At 63.8% G+C, this 17594-nt stretch carries 16 protein-coding genes and 1 pseudogene; 13 read left to right on the forward strand and 4 right to left on the reverse strand.

The genetic code is table 11. The features are described 5' to 3' along the window. The 8 genes from NKJ26_RS02170 to NKJ26_RS02205 all read left to right on the forward strand — a co-directional run. On the forward strand, window positions 1-388 hold a 388-nt coding region (locus NKJ26_RS02170), incomplete at its 5' end, for a transposase (RefSeq protein WP_352693319.1). 185 nt (window positions 389-573) lie between these two features. After that, window positions 574-1173, forward strand: a complete 600-nt coding sequence (locus tag NKJ26_RS02175; RefSeq protein ID WP_352693320.1) for a biotin transporter BioY — start codon at window positions 574-576, stop codon at window positions 1171-1173. Window positions 1174-1185: 12 nt separating this feature from the next. Next, on the forward strand, window positions 1186-1629 hold the full coding sequence (locus tag NKJ26_RS02180; RefSeq protein ID WP_352693322.1) for a DUF1284 domain-containing protein: 444 nt from the start codon (window positions 1186-1188) through the stop codon (window positions 1627-1629). Window positions 1630-1862: 233 nt separating this feature from the next. Next, entirely contained in the window at window positions 1863-3638 is a 1776-nt protein-coding gene (locus tag NKJ26_RS02185) for a tetratricopeptide repeat protein (protein ID WP_352693324.1), read from the forward strand. A gap of 183 nt (window positions 3639-3821) precedes the next feature. Next, window positions 3822-4742, forward strand: a complete 921-nt coding sequence (locus NKJ26_RS02190; protein WP_196807013.1) for a glycine--tRNA ligase subunit alpha — start codon at window positions 3822-3824, stop codon at window positions 4740-4742. Window positions 4743-5139: 397 nt separating this feature from the next. Then, window positions 5140-5532: an endonuclease domain-containing protein gene (locus tag NKJ26_RS02195; RefSeq protein WP_352693326.1), complete on the forward strand. Its 393-nt coding sequence runs from the start codon at window positions 5140-5142 to the stop codon at window positions 5530-5532. 75 nt (window positions 5533-5607) lie between these two features. Next, the gene (locus tag NKJ26_RS02200) at window positions 5608-8310 is read left to right on the forward strand and encodes a glycine--tRNA ligase subunit beta (RefSeq protein WP_352693327.1); all 2703 of its coding nucleotides are present in this window, start codon (window positions 5608-5610) and stop codon (window positions 8308-8310) included. A gap of 190 nt (window positions 8311-8500) precedes the next feature. Then, window positions 8501-8797: an ATPase gene (locus NKJ26_RS02205; RefSeq protein ID WP_352693328.1), complete on the forward strand. Its 297-nt coding sequence runs from the start codon at window positions 8501-8503 to the stop codon at window positions 8795-8797. 75 nt (window positions 8798-8872) lie between these two features. On the opposite strand, the gene NKJ26_RS02210 is transcribed toward NKJ26_RS02205, so the two are convergent. Beyond that, on the reverse strand, window positions 8873-9256 hold the full coding sequence (locus tag NKJ26_RS02210) for a hypothetical protein (RefSeq protein WP_352598735.1): 384 nt from the start codon (window positions 9254-9256) through the stop codon (window positions 8873-8875). A gap of 173 nt (window positions 9257-9429) precedes the next feature. Further along, window positions 9430-9879, reverse strand: a complete 450-nt coding sequence (locus NKJ26_RS02215) for a hypothetical protein (protein ID WP_352693330.1) — start codon at window positions 9877-9879, stop codon at window positions 9430-9432. A gap of 192 nt (window positions 9880-10071) precedes the next feature. Here NKJ26_RS02215 and NKJ26_RS02220 point away from each other — a divergent pair, with 192 nt between their 5' ends. The 3 genes from NKJ26_RS02220 to NKJ26_RS02230 all read left to right on the forward strand — a co-directional run bounded on the left by NKJ26_RS02220 (window position 10072) and on the right by NKJ26_RS02230 (window position 13237). Further along, the gene (locus NKJ26_RS02220; RefSeq protein WP_352693331.1) at window positions 10072-11046 is read left to right on the forward strand and encodes an L-threonylcarbamoyladenylate synthase; all 975 of its coding nucleotides are present in this window, start codon (window positions 10072-10074) and stop codon (window positions 11044-11046) included. A gap of 8 nt (window positions 11047-11054) precedes the next feature. Continuing rightward, window positions 11055-12485: an FAD-binding oxidoreductase gene (locus NKJ26_RS02225; RefSeq protein WP_352693332.1), complete on the forward strand. Its 1431-nt coding sequence runs from the start codon at window positions 11055-11057 to the stop codon at window positions 12483-12485. 185 nt (window positions 12486-12670) lie between these two features. Further along, window positions 12671-13237 (forward strand): DUF6101 family protein, encoded by a 567-nt coding sequence (locus NKJ26_RS02230; RefSeq protein WP_352693334.1) that lies wholly within the window; start codon window positions 12671-12673, stop codon window positions 13235-13237. Window positions 13238-13314: 77 nt separating this feature from the next. Here NKJ26_RS02230 and ubiA read toward each other — a convergent pair whose 3' ends face one another. Both ubiA and NKJ26_RS02240 read right to left on the reverse strand, forming a co-directional pair. After that, window positions 13315-14298 (reverse strand): 4-hydroxybenzoate octaprenyltransferase, encoded by a 984-nt coding sequence (ubiA, locus tag NKJ26_RS02235; RefSeq protein WP_352693830.1) that lies wholly within the window; start codon window positions 14296-14298, stop codon window positions 13315-13317. Window positions 14299-14358: 60 nt separating this feature from the next. Continuing rightward, window positions 14359-15269: pseudogene (locus tag NKJ26_RS02240) on the reverse strand (LysR family transcriptional regulator). A gap of 89 nt (window positions 15270-15358) precedes the next feature. Between NKJ26_RS02240 and NKJ26_RS02245 the strand changes: the two are divergent. Beyond that, window positions 15359-16180 (forward strand): phytanoyl-CoA dioxygenase family protein, encoded by an 822-nt coding sequence (locus NKJ26_RS02245; protein ID WP_352693336.1) that lies wholly within the window; start codon window positions 15359-15361, stop codon window positions 16178-16180. Between the two features lie 127 nt (window positions 16181-16307). Continuing rightward, window positions 16308-17585, forward strand: a complete 1278-nt coding sequence (gene purD, locus NKJ26_RS02250) for a phosphoribosylamine--glycine ligase (protein WP_352693338.1) — start codon at window positions 16308-16310, stop codon at window positions 17583-17585. Window positions 17586-17594 lie beyond the last annotated feature (9 nt).

Below are 17594 nucleotides of genomic sequence, written 5' to 3' on the forward strand. Positions count from 1 at the left end.
CTGGACAACTAAAATCCTCGCTCTGACCGACGCTCTTGGCAATCTCGTGCGCTTTCATCTGTTGCCAGGCAACCGATATGACACAGTCGGTGTTGCGCCGCTGATTGATGGCGTCGGTTTCGATACCATCCTTGCCGACAAGGCCTTCGATTCAAATTGGATCATCGATGAGATGAACCAACGCGGAACCAAGATCATCATCTCCCAACGTCCGCAGCGAAAAAATCCCATCAGCATCGACGCCGAAATCTACAAATGGCGCCATCTCATCGAGAACTTCTTCGCGAAGCTCAAAGAATTCAAAGGCATCGCAATGCGCAGCGAGAAAACCGATCGCAACTTCTCCGCGATGATCTACGCATGCGCTGCCGTCATCAATTCTCGATGATTCTCAACAGCCCCTAGAGCAACTCCAGGAAAAACGGGAACGGTTTTCCGTCCAAATTGCGCAAAATCAGAGAGCGTTGGATCGCCCTTTGCACAGCGAAGGCTTGCTAACTCCGGAGAATTGTGGATTCGATAATAGATCGAAGTCGGAAATTATCTATAATTCAAATCGATCGAAGGAATCCAATGGCAAACATCGCATTCTCGTCCCGCAAGGCCTCTTTCAGCCCGCTCAGGCTCCAGGATCGCGCGCTCGGCTGGCAGGTCGGAGCCGTCGTGCTCGGCACGCTGTTTCTGGCACTGTCGTCCTACATCGAAGTGCCGATGGTGCCGGTCCCGGTGACCATGCAGACCTTTGCCGTGACATTGATCGGTGCGCTCTATGGCTGGCGGCTTGGCGCGGTCACCATCGCCGCCTGGCTGGTCGAAGGCGCGGTGGGCTTTCCGGTCCTGGCCGGTGGGGCGGCCGGTTTGTCGCATTTCGTCGGTCCGACAGGCGGTTATCTCTTCGCCTTTCCGGTCGTCGGCGCACTTGTCGGCTGGCTGGCCGAACGCGGCTGGAACGGCAACAGGGTGGTGCTTGCCTTCGCCGCCATGCTGCTGGGCAATCTTGCCTGCCTGGTCCTCGGCACGATCTGGCTCGCCGTCATGATCGGCACCGAACAGGCCATCACCTTCGGCTTCTTGCCTTTTCTGCTCGGCGGCCTGCTCAAATCGGCGCTCGGCGCCGCGACGCTCAAGCTGTTTTCAGGCTACAGGCCGGAGCCGACCGATCTCAAGCCGTAAGAACAGCCGCGAATGACGATCAGGCTGCGCGCCCATCACCTCCTTTGCCTGCTCACCTATGTGGGCAAGGGATACAGCCCCGCTTTCACTGCCAATTATGACGGGATCGCGAAGCGGCTGGGCCGGGGCGAGGACATTCTCCTCGTTTCCGGGCCCGACGATGTCTGCGCCCCTTTGCTCGAGGATCCGGAACCGCACTGCCTGGGCGAAAGCGCGACCGAGCGGGACCGGCAGGCAGCGGCAGACCTGGGGGATCTGCTGGCCCGGCCAACCCGGATCGGCGACCGCCTCGACCTCGATTCGGCAACCTTGGCGCGGATGCGCGAGGCGTTTTCGGCCGGCCTCGTGCGCAAGGCCTGCGAAGGCTGCGGATGGAACGCGCTGTGCGGCACGGTCGCGGCTGGTGGGTATCGCGATATCCGGGTACGGCGGTCGGCTTTGCCGGGCAAGCGCTGACATGGCGCTGATATCTCCTGCACGTCCCGGTTCCGCGCAGCGCCCAAGTCCAGCCTCGAAGGCGAAAACGATCCTTCCACCATGTTTTGTTAATCGGGTGCCCCGATTGTGAATTGGAAGCGGATTGAAGCCCGACCCCAAAAAGGCCATGCTTTGCCCCGAAGATCGAGTCAAAGTTCGAGTCTACGTCGATCCCGCTGACGCGGAGATGGCGCGCGGCTGAAAGGGATATGATGCAGCAAGGACGTGCACGCTGGCTGGCAAGGCTGGTAATTGTGACAGGCATGGCGATCTCGGCTCTGCCGGCCTATGCCAAGCAAACCAGCGAACCGGTCAAGATCACCTCGTTCTCGGGCGCCTATCTGGCAGCCCGGATCGCCGAAGGCGACAACGATCTCGACGGCGCCATCGCCTATTACAAACAGGCCCTGGCGTTCAATCCGGGCGACACCGCCCTGCAGCAGAGCCTGATGCTGTCGCTGATCGCGCAAGGCCGCTTCGACGAGTCCCTGGTCTATGCCGACAAGCTCAAGGAAGTTCCCGATGTCGAGCGCTTCTCGCGCCTGGCGCTCGCGGTCGATTCCTTCCACAAGAAGGATTTCACCAAGGCGCAATACTGGCTCAAGCTGTCGCTGGAATCCGATCTCGACCGGCTGATCTCCGGGGTCATGTCCGGCTGGGCCGAGCAAGGCGCTGGCCAGCCTAGCGATGCGATGGCCTCGATCGACAAGCTTCAGGGACCCGATTGGTTCGGCCTGTTCAAGTCCTTCCATCGCGCGCTGATCGCCGATGCCTCTGGCATGCCTGAAAAGGCCGACGCGATCTACGCCGCGACGATGCAGGATACGGCGGCCGGCGGTGCGGCCCCCGAGACCTGGATGCGCAACGCGCAGGCCTATGCCTCCTTCCTGGCCCGCAAGGGCGACAAGGCAAAGGCGATATCGGTGCTCGATCAGGCCGAGGCGTTTTCGCCGGGCAAGCTGGAAATCGTCGCCTTGCGCGACAGAATCAGCAAGGGCGACAAGATCGAGCCCCTCATTGTAGGCCCGTCGGATGGCGCGTCGGAGATACTGCTTGACCTTGCCACCGCGCTCAACCGCGGCGGCGGCGAGCCGTTCGTCCGCCTCTACCTGCAATACGCGCTGGCGCTCAAGCCCGACAGCGACGCGGCCCTCGTGCAACTCGCCGCCGTCTCCGAACAGTTGAAGGACGGCGAGGGCGCCATTGCGCTCTACCGGCGCATCCCCGCCTCTTCGCCGCTGAAGCAGCTGTCTGACCTCCAGCTTGGCCTCAACCTTGCCGATCTCGACCGCCACGATGAGGCCATCACCCATCTGAAGGCCTTCATCGACGCCCATCCGAACGATATGCGCGCCTATCTGGCGCTCGGCGGGGTCTATTCGTCGAAGGACGATTTCCGCTCGGCTGCCAATCTCTACGACAAGGCTGTCGAGGCGCTGAAGACGCCGACCGCCGCCAACTGGAACATCTTCTATCAGCGCGGCATCGCCTATGAGCGCCTCAAGGAATGGCCGAAGGCCGAGCCGAATTTCCGCAAGGCGCTGGAGCTGCAGCCCGACCAGCCGCAGGTGCTGAACTATCTCGGCTATTCCTGGGTCGACATGAATATGAACCTCAAGGAAGGCCTGGCGATGATCCAGAAGGCCGTCGATCTCAGGCCGAGCGACGGCTACATCGTCGATTCCCTGGGCTGGGCCTATTTCCGGCTCGGCAGGTTCGACGACGCGGTCCGTGAGTTGCAGCGCGCCGTGTCGCTGAAGCCGGAGGACCCGGTTCTGAACGACCATCTCGGCGATGCCTACTGGCGCGTCGGCCGCAAGCTGGAGGCAACCTTTCAGTGGAACCAGGCGCGTGACCTGAAACCCGATCCCGGCGTGCTCGCCGCCTTGCAGCAGAAGCTGATGAAGGGCCTGCCGCCGATCGTATCCAACACGGCGCAGGAAAGCCCGAAGGTCAAGCCCGAACCGGTGCCCGCCCCGAAGGGCTGACGGGCAATCGATTCACGAACGAATTGTCGAAGCTAGCGCCGCCCCTCGATGAGGGGCGGCGCAAATCTGAAGCGATTGCCCCTGCAAGGGCCTGACCCCTTTGCCTTGACGGTTGCCGGCCGGGCATCTACGAGGTGCCGCATCCTGCCGGAGGCTGCCGTGACGATTGAAATTCCCGCCCATATGCATCCCAGCCGCTCGTTTCAGGGGCTGATCCTGACCTTGCACAATTACTGGGCCGACTATGGTTGCGTCATCCTGCAACCCTACGACATGGAGGTCGGCGCCGGCACGTTTCACCCGGCAACGACCTTGCGTGCGCTCGGGCCAAAGCGCTGGAACGCCGCCTATGTCCAGCCTTCGCGCCGTCCCAAGGACGGCCGCTATGGCGAGAACCCGAACCGGCTGCAGCATTATTACCAATACCAGGTGATCCTGAAACCGAACCCGCCTAACCTGCAGGAGCTCTATCTCGGCTCGCTGGCGGCGATCGGCGTCGATCCGCTGCTGCACGACATCCGCTTCGTCGAGGACGATTGGGAAAGCCCGACGCTGGGCGCCTGGGGGCTTGGCTGGGAATGCTGGTGCGACGGCATGGAAGTCTCGCAGTTCACCTACTTTCAGCAGGTCTGCGGCATCGAATGCGCGCCGGTGGCGGGCGAGCTGACCTACGGGCTTGAGCGCCTGGCCATGTACGTGCAGGGCGTCGACAATGTCTACGACCTCAATTTCAATGGCCGCGAGGGCGCCGACAAGGTCACCTATGGGGACGTTTTCCTGCAAGCCGAGCAGGAATATTCGCGCCACAATTTCGAACACGCCAACACGGCAATGCTGCTGCGCCATTTCGAGGACGCCGAGGCCGAATGCAAGGCGCTGCTCGATGCCGGCGCGCCGGCGTCGAACGACAATTCGCCGATGCACCGCATGGTCTTCCCGGCCTATGACCAGTGCATCAAAGCCAGCCATGTCTTCAACCTGCTCGACGCGCGCGGCGTGATCTCGGTCACCGAGCGGCAGAGCTACATCCTGCGGGTGCGCAATTTGGCGAAAGCCTGCGGCGAGGCGTTTTTGCTGACGCGGGCCGGCGGGCTGGCGGCCTGAGTTCAGGCACCCTCCGTCATCAATTCGAGGGAAGTGTTGATCGGCGATAGAGGACCAGCCATTGTACGCAATGCCTGTCGCACGCCCGGCATCGAGAAGGCGCCGTGGGCCTGCGCCGTGAAGCAGGCGCTGAGCGCGAGGATCTGCAGAAGTCTCGATGCCGTTTTCATGGTTTTCAGCCAATAGTTCTCTGCCTGAGCGTGGGTCGCTCCAGCGCTGCGTTCGGTTCATGGAAATCTTTGACCCAAGGACGAGCGGGATCGTCCCGCCCCGACAAGACGGCTAAAATTTCTGGAAAGGGTGACAGCGGCCAACCGAGTTGCTATGGCCTCTTACCTCCCCCTTGATGGGGGAGGTCGCCGCGAAGCGGCGGGTGGGGGTGATAGCGCGATTTCCCATGCCGAAACTCGATCGGTTCAAGTTGCAGTCCGCACAACGGCTGCGTGCGGCAATGACCGATGAGGAGCGCATATTGTGGCGGCATCTCTGGCGCATACCCGTCGAGGGCACGCATTTCCGCAAACAGGCGTCGATCGGTATTTACTTCCCCGACTTCATCTCACACCGGCTGAAGCTGATTGTCGAAGTCGACGGCGCCCACCATGGTTTCGACGACCAACAGCGCCATGACGAGCTTCGAACAAAATGGTTTGAGAACCAGGGTTACCGCGTCATCCGCTTCTGGAACCATGAAATCAAAAACGAACTGGATTCCGTGCTCGATACGATCTATGCGGCGGTGGAAGAACGAAAATCACACCTTGGCCTGCGAGGCGCCGAAGGCGCTTGAGACCGAGACGCCGCCACCCCACCCCGGCGCTAACGCGCCGACCCTCCCCATCGAGGGGAGGGTGAGGAGCTACGCATGCCCGACCTGCTTCTAGAACTTCGCTCCGAGGAAATCCCTGCCCGCATGCAGCGCAAGGCGGCGGGCGATCTGAGGAAGATGCTGGCCGACGGTCTGGTCGAGGCTGGGCTGACCTATGAGGCGGCGCGCGAGTACTGGACGCCGCGGCGCCTGACCCTTGATATCAGGGGCCTCACCGCGCGCTCGAAGGATATAAGCGAGGAGATCAAGGGGCCCTCGACGACGGCGCCGGACCAGGCCGTCCAGGGTTTCCTGCGCAAGGCTGGGCTTTCATCGGTCGCCGAGGCGCATGTCCATTCAGACCCCAAGAAGGGCGACTTCTATGTCGCCCATATTTCGAAGCGGGGCAGGGCGGCCGAGGAGATCATCGCCGAGCTGGTGCCTGATATCATCCGCAATTTCCCCTGGCCGAAGTCGATGCGCTGGGGACCGGCTTCGGCCAGGCCCGGCTCGCTGCGCTGGGTACGGCCATTGCAATCCATCCTGTGCACCTTCGGGCCGGAGACCGAGGAGCCGGTGGTGGTCGATTTCGAGATCGACGGCATTCGGTCGAGCAACATCACCTACGGCCATCGCTTCCATGCGCCTGATGCCATCACCGTGCGCCGCTTCGACGATTATGTGAGCAAGCTGGACGCGGCGAAGGTCGTGCTCGACGCCGACCGGCGCAAGGAGATCATCCTTGCCGATGCGCGAAACCTGGCCTTCGCCAACGGATTCGATCTGGTCGAGGACGAGGGGCTGCTGGAGGAAGTGTCCGGCCTGGTGGAATGGCCGGTGGTGTTGATGGGCGAATTCGAGCAGGATTTCCTCGCCATTCCGGCCGAGGTGATCCGGCTGACCATCCGCGCCAACCAGAAATGTTTCGTGACATCGCGCCTGATCTCCCCCCTTGAGGGGGAGTTGTCGGCGAAGCCGACAGAGGGGGGCGCCTCGCGTGAAGCGCTGGCGCAATCTGCGCCGAGCCCGGTCGAACCGACCCCCTCTGGCCTGCCGGCCATCTCCCCCTCGAGGGGGGAGATCAGCCAGCTTTCCAACCGCTTTATCCTCACAGCCAACATCGAGGCCAAGGATGGCGGCAAGGAGATCGCCTACGGCAACGGCAAGGTTGTCCGCGCCCGCCTGTCCGACGCGCTGTATTTCTGGACGACCGACCAGGGCGATTTGCCTGACCTTGGTGAGCTCAAGCCATCGGCTGAAAAGTTCGGGCTCGATCTGAAGAAACCGCTCGACCAGCGCATGGCGCGTCTCGACCATCTCAATGTGACCTTCCACGCCAAGCTCGGCACGCAAGGTGAGCGGGTGGAGCGGATCAAGCGGCTGGCCGAAGAGCTGGCGCCGATCGTGGCGCAGTCGATCTCCCCCCTTGAGGGGGAGATGGCCGGTCCACCCTCCGCAGCAGCTGCGCTGCAGCTGCGGAGGACGGGCAGGCCAGAGGGGGTCGCCTCGCGTGAAGCGCCGGCCTCTTCCGTTAGAGATGGAGCGTCGCGCCCCGTCGTGCCGACCCCCTCTGTCGCCTTCGGCGACATCTCCCCCTCAAGGGGGGAGATTGCCGCGCTCGCCGCTCGCGCCGCCGTGCTGGCCAAGGCCGATCTCACCACCGAAGTCGTTGGCGAGTTCCCGGAATTGCAGGGCGCCATGGGGCGCAAATATGCACTGCTCCAGGGCGAGCATCCGTCAGTGGCCGCCGCCATCGAGGAGCATTACAAGCCGCAAGGCCCGTCCGACTATGTGCCGAGCGATCCGGTGTCGGTCGCTGTCGCGCTTGCCGACAAGCTCGACACGCTGGTCGGCTTCTGGGCCATCGATGAAAAGCCGACAGGGTCGAAGGATCCCTATGCGCTGAGGAGGGCTGCGCTGGGTGTGGTGAGATTGGTGTTGGATAGTGAGACGCCGGTAAGCCTTCTTTCGATCATAGGAGAACATCGAAAAATCATCGAAGGCCAAATCGAGCGAAGGCACGTTGAAGAGCAAACCAAGTCGGGCGGCGACTATGCGACCGCACAAGCGGTTGTCGGCGACGGAAGGTCTAAGGACCGAGACCTTCTCGCCTTCTTCCACGACCGCCTGAAAGTCTATCTGCGCGACCAAGGTGCACGATACGACTTGATCGACGCGGTGCTGTCGGCGGATTCGCGCCCAATCTCCCCCCTTGTGGGGGAGATGTCGGCGAAGCCGACAGAGGGGGGCGCTGTCCCGCCGACCCCTCAGCGCGAGACGCCCCCCTCTGCCCTGCCGGGCATCTCCCCCACAAGGGGGGAGATCGGCCAATCGTCCAATGACGACCTGCTGCGGATCGTCCGACGCGTCGAGGCGCTGGGGTCCTTCCTCGATACCGAGGATGGCAAGAACCTGCTCGCCGGCACCAAGCGTGCGGCCAACATCCTGGCTGCCGAAGAGAAGAAGAAAACGGCGGTTGCCGACACCGTCGAGCCGGCGCTGTTCCGAGAGGATGCCGAGAAATCGCTGTTTGCGGCGGTGAATCATGCCGAGAAGCAAGCCGGCGAAGCGATTCAAAACGAAGACTTTTCCGCCGCGATGCTGGCGCTTAGCGCATTGCGCGAACCGGTTGATTCATTCTTTGAACGTGTTCTCGTGAATGATGAGGACCAGGCGGTGCGCGCCAACCGCCTGGCGCTGCTCGGCCGCATCCGCGCCGCCACCGGTCAGGTCGCGGATTTCTCGAAGATCGCTGGTTGAAAAGCATGATCCCGGAAAGTGGGAACCGGTTTTCGGACAAGATCATGCTCGGGCAAAACAGGCCGTAGGGGCCCAAGAAAAATATCTTCCGGCGAGCCGTTCGAGCCGGCTTACAGTCATATGGCGATGATCTCTCCGTGGCAAAAGGGACATGTTCCCCGACCCCACTTCCCCAACCACGGAGGCTTCCATGAATTCCGATCACGAAATCGAAGTGACAGAAGAAGAAACCTCGGCCCCCGCCGAGGCGCTTGAATCCGCTTCCGAAACCAACCTCGACCATGCCGCCGCTGCGGTGGTCGAAGCCGCCGATCAGTCTGACGACGACGAGGACGGCGATGAAGACGACGATGAAGGCGAAGAGTCCCACGACGCCGAAGCCGCCACTCTCTCGGGTGACGATGAGGATGAAGACGACGACAAGTCCGAGGACGACGAGTCCGAGGAAGGTGAGTCCGAAGACGACGACAAGGACGTCGCCGCCTGAGATTTCAATCCGGCTTTGCCGGAAGAGAGGGCGGTGCTGACGCGCCGCCCTTTTTTTCAGCGTTGCCGGATACGGTCAGTTCTCGAGGATACTGACGCGCACGCTGTTTTCGAAGACGTCGACCTGGATCAGCGGTTCGCCATTGACGATGGCGCGCCTGGTCGAGCCGCTCATGGCGCGGGGACGTTCCAGCATGCGCTGCAGATCGGCGCGCTGGTCGTTGGTCCTGAACCAGCCGTCACCCTCATCATCGCTGTCGCGGCGATGGAATTTGTGCCAGTTGGCGCGGTCCTGCCGCACCATCTGCGCCGCGCCGTCCAGCGCATAGCCATCACTTGCCTGGTGATCGCGATCGGAAATACGCGCCACATAGGATCCCAGCATCTCATCGGCATTGGCCGTTCCCGGCAACGACGCCAGAAGAAGTCCCGCTATGGCAACGTTTCTCAGTGTATTCATGGTCAACCCCCCTTATCCAAACCATATCTCGTCTGCCGAGCCGCTGGCGAAAATCCAGGCGGCAGCGCAGGCCGCGAGTGATGCCGGAACGGGCTTGCCCGGCAATGGTGCGCCTGGCGCCGGACCGCCGTCAATCCAGCCGGCTGCTGGCGATCTGTTATCCACGCAAGGCATTACTTGACCTGGCCGACCCCGGGAGCGGGCTCTTGTGCCACCGGTGCCGGGGCGGCTGCCGCGGGGGTGGTTTTCTTCTGTTGTTCGCCCGCCGCAGGGGCTGCGGAAGCCGTCGCTGTGGCAGGGACGGCGGCTGCGGCTGGTGCCTGGCCAGAGGCCGGTGTCGAGAAAGCACCGCCGGCGACGCCGCCACGAATGATCATCGGGCTCTGCGCGAACCCGTGCCGGGCTGCGGGCGCGTGGGGGATCGCCGCCACCTTTTCATAGGTGACGTCGGGCTCGCCGAGCGCCACGACCGATTGCCCATCGCTCGCCTTGTCAGCGGCCGCTGCCTGCAGCAGGAGGACGGAGGGCGTCGAGGCCGGCGCGCCGGGAAAGATCAGCGACGAAGCTTGGGCCGTGCCGCCCGCCGCGGCCAGGGCGATCCCCAGCAATATACGCAAAGACATGATATGGCTCCCCATTGCCCAGAAGCGCGATGATAACGGACCGGAATTGATCCCGGCTTTCGCGAAAACATAGCATTTTAGGGATTGATAATTCGCCAACGCCCGACTTGCTCGGCAGCCGGCTTGCCCAACAGCTGACTTGCCCAACGGCCACCATCGTACTACGCACCCCTCATCTGTGAGGTGACGAGAGTGGCTGAAATACTTGCCGTCGGCGAAGCTCTGGAGCGGGCGCTGACGCTGCTTAGGGGTGGCGATGTCGTCGCCATTCCGACGGAAACGGTCTACGGGCTGGCCGCCGATGCCACCAATGGCATTGGCGTGGCGCGCATCTTCGAGGCCAAGGGGCGGCCGCGCTTCAACCCGCTGATCGCCCATGTCGCCGACATGGCGATGGCCGAGCGCATCGCCTTGTTCGATCCGTTGTCGAGGAAGCTGGCGCTTGCCTTCTGGCCCGGTCCGCTGACGCTGGTGCTGCCGCAGCGGCCCGGCAACGGCATCCATCCGCTGGTCACAGCCGGGCTCGATACGATCGCCTTGCGCATGCCGAAGGGCTTTGGCGGCGACCTCATCGCCAGGCTTGGCCGCCCGCTTGCCGCTCCGAGCGCCAATTCATCCGGCAAGATCAGCGCCACGACGGCGCAAGCGGTGGCGGCGGATCTCGGTGCGCGCATAAAGCTGGTGGTCGACGGCGGCGCAACGCCGGTCGGGCTGGAATCGACCATCGTCAAGGCCGAAGGCGAGAACTTGCGGCTGCTGAGGCCCGGCGGCATCGCCGCCGAGGAGATCGAAGCGGCGATCGGCATGAAGCTGTTGCGCGGAGGGGCCGCCGGCGTCGAGGCGCCCGGAATGCTTGCCTCGCATTATGCGCCGGGGGCCGCGATGCGGCTCAACGCCGGCACGGTCGGTGAGGGCGAAGCCTTGCTCGCCTTCGGCAGCCAGCGAGCGCAAGGCTGGCGGCATGCTGCCGCGTTCCGCAATCTCTCCGCAGCGGGTGACCTGCGCGAAGCGGCGAGCAATCTTTTCGCCTATATGCAGGAACTCGACCGCAGCGGCCCGCGCACCATCGCCGTCGAGCCTGTGCCCTTCGAAGGGCTCGGCGAGGCGATCAACGATCGGCTGTCGCGCGCGGCCGCCCCTCGTGACAACATCCCGCCAGCAACATAGTTTTCGCCATGACCGAAATTTCAGAGAAACTCGATCCCGCTCTCATCGACCGTTTCGCGGCGATCGTCGGCGACAAACATGCGCTGCGTGACGAGCAGGATATCGCGCCTTATCTCATCGAACGGCGCGGACTCTGGCATGGCGCGACATCGCTGGTGCTGCGGCCGGGCAGCGTCGACGAGGTCAGCCGGATCATGCGGCTGGCGACCGAAACCGGAACCCCGGTCGTGCCGCAGAGCGGCAACACCGGGCTGGTCGGCGCCCAGGTGCCGGACGGATCCGGCCGCGAGATCATCCTGTCGCTGTCACGGCTGAACCGCATCCGCGAGATCGATGTCCTGTCCAATACGGTGACGGTCGAGGCCGGCGTCATCCTGCAGACGCTGCAAGAGGCGGCCGATAGCGTCGACCGGCTGTTCCCGCTGTCGCTGGCCGCGCAGGGGTCTTGCCAGATCGGCGGCAATCTGTCGTCCAACGCCGGCGGCACCGGCGTGCTCGCCTATGGCAATGCGCGCGAGCTCTGTCTTGGCGTAGAAGTGGTGTTGCCCACCGGCGAAGTGTTCGACGATTTGCGCAAGCTGAAGAAGGACAATACCGGCTACGACCTGAAGGACCTGTTCGTCGGCGCCGAGGGAACGCTCGGCGTCATCACCGCTGCCGTGCTCAAATTGTTCCCGAAGCCGAAAGGGCGCGATGTCGCGTTCGTCGGCCTGTCCTCGCCCGAGGCCGCCCTTTCCCTGTTCGGCCTGGCCATGGACCGCGCCGGGGCCGCACTCACCGCCTTCGAACTGATCGGCCGCAGGCCATACGACTTCACGCTGGCGCATGCCCAGGGCGTTACGCGGCCGCTGGCGCAAGATTGGCCATGGTATGTGCTGATGCAGATTTCGTCGGGCCGTTCATCGGACGATTCGCGGGCGTTGATCGAGGACGTGCTCTCGGCTGGGCTCGAGCAGGAATTCGTCGGCGATGCCGTGATCGCGGCCAGCATCGCCCAAGGCGACGCCTTCTGGAATTTCCGCGAGGTGCTGCCCGAAGCGCAGAAGCCGGAGGGCGCCTCGATCAAGCACGACATTTCGGTGCCGGTCGCTTCTATTCCGCGCTTCATCGAAGAGGCTGCCGGCGCGGTGGCGTCGGTGAGTGCCGGCGCGCGCGTCGTCTGCTTCGGACATATGGGCGACGGCAACTTGCACTATAACATTTCGCGGCCCATCGACGGCGACGACGAGGCGTTTCTCGATCTCTATCACACCATGAACAAGGCGGTGCACGACGTCGTGCGCAGCCTGCACGGGTCGATCTCGGCCGAGCATGGCATCGGCCAGTTGAAGCGGGACGAACTGATCGCCACCGCACCGCCGGTGGCGATCGATCTGATGCGCCGGGTGAAGGCTGCCTTCGATCCGGCCGGCATCATGAATCCCGGTAAGGTTATCTGATCCTTTCAGCATCTTGTGGCTGGTGGCATTCCGATAACCATCCCTGAGATCAGCAAAATTTAACCGACTTTCTTAAGCGGGGCGGTAAGGAGCCCGCGCTACTGTTTCCACACAAGCGAGGCTGGAAAAACCGGCCCGGAGAGAACCGGACACCGGCTCTCAGGAGACAGACAGGAAGGCACTCGATGAACACCGGACTGAAGCCAGTCTGGGCCGGACGCAACATGCGCCTCGACCCATTCCGCCTGCCGCAAATGGTGACCTACGCCACGCGCGACGACTATGGCGACGTGACCTTCACTATCGACCATCGCGGCGCCGTGATCCGCCGCTTGCTCGAAATGAGCGGCGTGCCGGCGATCATCGCTCTGCCCGCCAACGCGTTCCGCGGCGTGGCCGCCCGCGCGATGGAGGACCCGGACGGCAATGTCACGGTGACCCTGGAACTTCTGCACAACGATCCGATGCTGTCGGTGCCTCTGCTGGTGGCCGACGACCTCGACGATGTCGCAGCCGACTGGCGCGCCTGGGCCGAGGCCTACCGCCTGCCGATGCTCCTGATCGAATCGGACGGCGTCGCCCGCACTCTTGAAGAATCGCTCGGCGCCGCCATCAAGACGCTGCCGCCGCAGGGGCGCCGCAAGGGCCGGGTTTCGACCACGCGCCGCCCGCGCTTCCTTGCCCGCCGCAGGACCGGCGACCTTGGCCTGAGGCTGGTCATCGGCGGCCAGGAGATCATTTCGCGGGAATAGTCTGCCTATCGCGCTGGCGATTGGCGAAACCGCCGACACTGCCGCCACCTTCTCCCCGTAGAACGGGGAGAAGAAGACTACACCAGCGGCTTCAACGCCACCCACAGTGCGCCGCCGATCAGGCCGAGGAAGATCAGCCAGCCGACCTGGTTGTTCGACCGGAATAGCCGCAGGCACTGGTCCGGATTGTCGATGTCGAGAACCGCGATCTGCCGGGCCATGTGGGCGCCGGCGGCGATCAGGCCGGCCAGCGCAACCACCGGAGCCTGCGCCGACGCAAAGGCAATCGCGAAGCAGATCAGCGTTCCGCCATAGAGCCCCGCCAGCCACGATTTGGTGTTTTCGCCGAACAGGCGCGCCGTCGAGCGCACGCCGACAATGGCGTCGTCTTCCTTGTCCTGATGCGCGTAGATCGTGTCGTAGCCGATGACCCACAGGATCGACCCGATATAGAGCATGACGGCCGGACCATCGAGATCGCCGAACTCGACCGCCCATCCCATCAGCGCGCCCCAGGAAAAGGCGAGGCCGAGAACCAGTTGCGGCCAGTCGGTTATGCGCTTCATGAATGGGTAGATGGCGACGACGACCAGCGAACAGATGCCGAGCAGAATGGCGAAGCTGTTGAATTGCAGCAGCACCGTCAGCCCGGCCACCGCCTGCAGGACGAGAAACAGCCACGCCCGCCGGCGTGTGACCTTGCCCGCCGGCAGCGGCCGCGAGCGCGTGCGCTCGACCTTGTTGTCGATGTCCTCGTCGACAAGGTCGTTGTAGGTGCAACCGGCGCCGCGCATGGCGATCGCGCCGATGAGGAACAGCACGAGATACAGTGGCGCCGGCAACAGCGAGAGCAGCGGATCGCCGGGGCGCGGATAGGCGCTCGCCGCAAGCGCCGCCGACCACCAGCACGGCCACAGCAGCAGCTGCCAGCCGATCGGCCTGTCCCACCTGGCAAGCTGTGCATAGGGCCATATCGAGCGCGGCAGCACGCGGTAGACCCAGCTGCCGTTCGGCGCATCGGCGACACGGCCCTGGGCCGCTTTCGACTGGACAGGTTCCATGATCATGGAGTGGCAGCCGCGGCGGAAACCGTCAAGCGGCAAGCGGGCCCGGTCAGTTCGTCACGAGGCAAAGATTTCGCGCGTGGCGAACCAGTCTTTGGCCACCTCCACGAATGCCAGCGCCGCATTCGACACGCGCTGGTGCGTGTCGTGGGTGAGGATGATCCGCTGCATGGGCAGCGGATCCGACAGCGGCTTGCAGATGAGGGGCAGCCCGTCATAGCTGCGGTCGCCGTGCGGGCGGGTGTAGCTGACGGCGACGCCGAAGCCATTCGCCACCATGCTGCGCTGGAGTTCGAACGAACTCGTCGCCCTATCCGCCACCGGCGAGAGGCCTCGGCTGCGGAACAGATCCAGCATATGCTGCCAGCTATGCGGCTGGTCCGTGGTGATCAGCGGATAGGCGGCGAGATCAGCCAGGCTGACCTCGGGGCGATCCGCCACGCATGGCCCGCCGGCAGCAACGCATGCGGCCGCAACTCGTGCAAAAGGATGCGGGCGAAATGCGACGGCAGGCCGAGATCGTAGGTGAGGCCGAGATCAATGGCGGCGTCTCCAAGGCGCCGCCCGAGCGTTTCGAACGTCTCGTCGCCGATGATGACTTCGACGGCAGGATAGCGCTCCGAAAAGGCGCGGATGAGACCCGGCGCGAAATAGGGCGCCAGGTCCTCGAAGCATCCGAGCGTCAACTCGCCGGCGACCGCGGACTTGCGCGAACCCAGCCCCATGAGTTCGTCCGTCTCGGCAAGAACCTGCCTTGCCTTCGCCACCACAGTGCGGCCGAAGGAGGTCAGCGAAACGCCGCTTCCCCGTTGCCGCACGAAGAGCTTCTGGCCAAAGTCCTTTTCGATCGCGTCGATCGCCACCGAGATCGACGGCTGCGAAATGTTCAACGCCCTGGCCGCGCCGGTGACGCTGCCTTGGCGGGCGACGGTGACCAGATAGCGCAGTTGAGTGAGGGTGATGCTCATAGTCCAGGTCTATGCGTCGGATGCGAAGTTATTATTTTACTGAATAAGCTGGGGTTGCGATAGTCGGCCGATCCTGAAAGGAGGACACCATGGCTTCCCAAGTTGCGACCCGCACAATTGATGCCGGACTGATCGATGGGGACACGATTGCCGATTACCAGCGTGACGGCGCGATCTGCATCCGCGGCGCGTTCAAGGGCTGGGTCGACACGATCGCCGCCGGCATCGAGCGCAACATGCAGAACCGCAGCGCCACGGCATCGGATATCGCCAATGGCCGCGGCAGTTTCTTCGACGATTATTGCAACTGGGAGCGCATCCCCGAATTCGCCAAGCTGGTCCGGGAATCGCCCGCAGCCCGATTGGCGGCGGCGGCGATGCAGTCGCGCACCGCGCAGTTCTTCCACGACCACGTCCTGGTCAAGGAACCTGGCACGCAGAAGCCGACGCCCTGGCATCAGGACATTCCCTACTACTTCGTCGATGGCCGGCAGACGGTAAGCTTCTGGATCCCCATCGACCCGGTGAAGGAAGCGACGTTGCGGCTGATCGCCGGCTCGCACAAATGGGACAAGATGATACTCCCGGTGCGCTGGCTCGACGACGGCAATTTCTATGCCGGCGAGGGTGACTATCTGCCGGTGCCGGATCCCGACAAGGATCCGTCGATGAAGGTGCTCGAATGGGAGATGGAGCCGGGCGACGCCATCCTGTTCGACTTCAGGACCGCGCATGGCGCGCGCGGCAACCTCACTGCGGCGCGGCGCCGGGCGCTGTCGCTGCGCTGGGTCGGTGACGATGCGCACTATGTCGAGCGGCCCGGCCGCACATCGCCGCCCTACCATGGCCATGGCATGCAACCGGGACAGAAATTGCGCGAGGACTGGTTCCCGATCGTCTATCAGGGCTGAATTGGCCTGGGACGTCGCGGCCGCGCGACGTTCCGGTGCCCAACGGCGGTCGATCGAGCCAAAGGTCTTGACCCGCTGCCCTGAGAGCAATAGCGCAGTCCCTGTCGTGGAATGAAGGGACATGGGCATGCGCGTTTTGTTGATCGGCTCCGGCGGCCGCGAACATGCCCTGGCCTGGAAGCTCTCGGCTTCGCCGCTGCTGACCAAGCTTTACGCCGCTCCCGGCAATCCGGGCATAGGCAGCGAGGCCGAACTGGTGAAGCTGGACATCGCCGATCACGCCGCCGTCGCCGCCTTCTGCAAGGACAAAAAAATCGACCTCGTCGTCGTCGGCCCTGAAGGGCCGCTGGTCGCAGGCATTGCCGACGACCTTCGCGCCGAGAACATCCGCATCTTCGGTCCATCCAAAGCCGCCGCGCAGTTGGAAGGCTCGAAGGGTTTCACCAAGGACCTCTGCGCCAGATACAACATCCCTACCGCCGCCTATGGCCGCTTCGCCGATCTGGCTTCGGCGAGAGCTTATGTCGAGAAGGTGGGCGCGCCGATCGTGATCAAGGCCGACGGGCTCGCCGCCGGCAAGGGCGTCACCGTCGCCATGACGCAGGATGAGGCGCTCGCCGCGCTTGACGCCTGTTTCGACGGTTCTTTCGGCGCCGCCGGCGCGGAGGTGGTGGTCGAGGAGTTCATGACCGGCGAGGAGGCGAGCTTCTTCTGCCTCTGCGACGGCACCACAGCACTTCCCTTCGGCACCGCACAGGACCACAAGCGCGTCGGCGATGGCGACACCGGCCCCAATACCGGCGGCATGGGCGCCTATTCGCCGGCCCCGGTGATGACGCCGCAGATGATCGAACGCACCATGCGCGAGATCATCGAGCCGACCATGCGCGGCATGGCCGAACTGGGAGCGCCCTTCGCCGGCATCCTCTTCGCCGGGTTGATGATCACGGACAACGGGCCGAAGCTGATCGAGTACAACACCCGTTTCGGCGATCCGGAATGCCAGGTGCTGATGATGCGGCTGAAGGACGATCTGCTGGTGTTGCTCAATGCGGCGACCGATGGCCAGCTTGCGCACACGTCGATACGCTGGCGCGACGAGGCGGCACTGACAGTGGTGATGGCGGCCAGGGGCTATCCCGGCACGCCGGAAAAAGGATCGGTGATCCGCGGCGTCGAAGAAGCGGCGAGCGACAACGTCCAGATCTTCCATGCCGGCACGGCCATCAACGGCGGCGCTCTGGTCGCCAATGGCGGCCGCGTCCTCAATGTCACCGCGACCGGCGGTACGGTCGGCGAGGCGCAGGGACGGGCCTATGCCGCGCTCGACCGGATCGACTGGCCTGATGGGTTCTGCCGCCGCGACATTGGCTGGCAGGCCGTGGCGCGTGAACAGGCAGGCTGAAAGTCCGGG

Origin of the sequence: Mesorhizobium sp. M0152 (assembly GCF_040322415.1) — a bacterium.
In the GTDB taxonomy this organism is placed as follows: Bacteria; Pseudomonadota; Alphaproteobacteria; order Rhizobiales; family Rhizobiaceae; genus Mesorhizobium.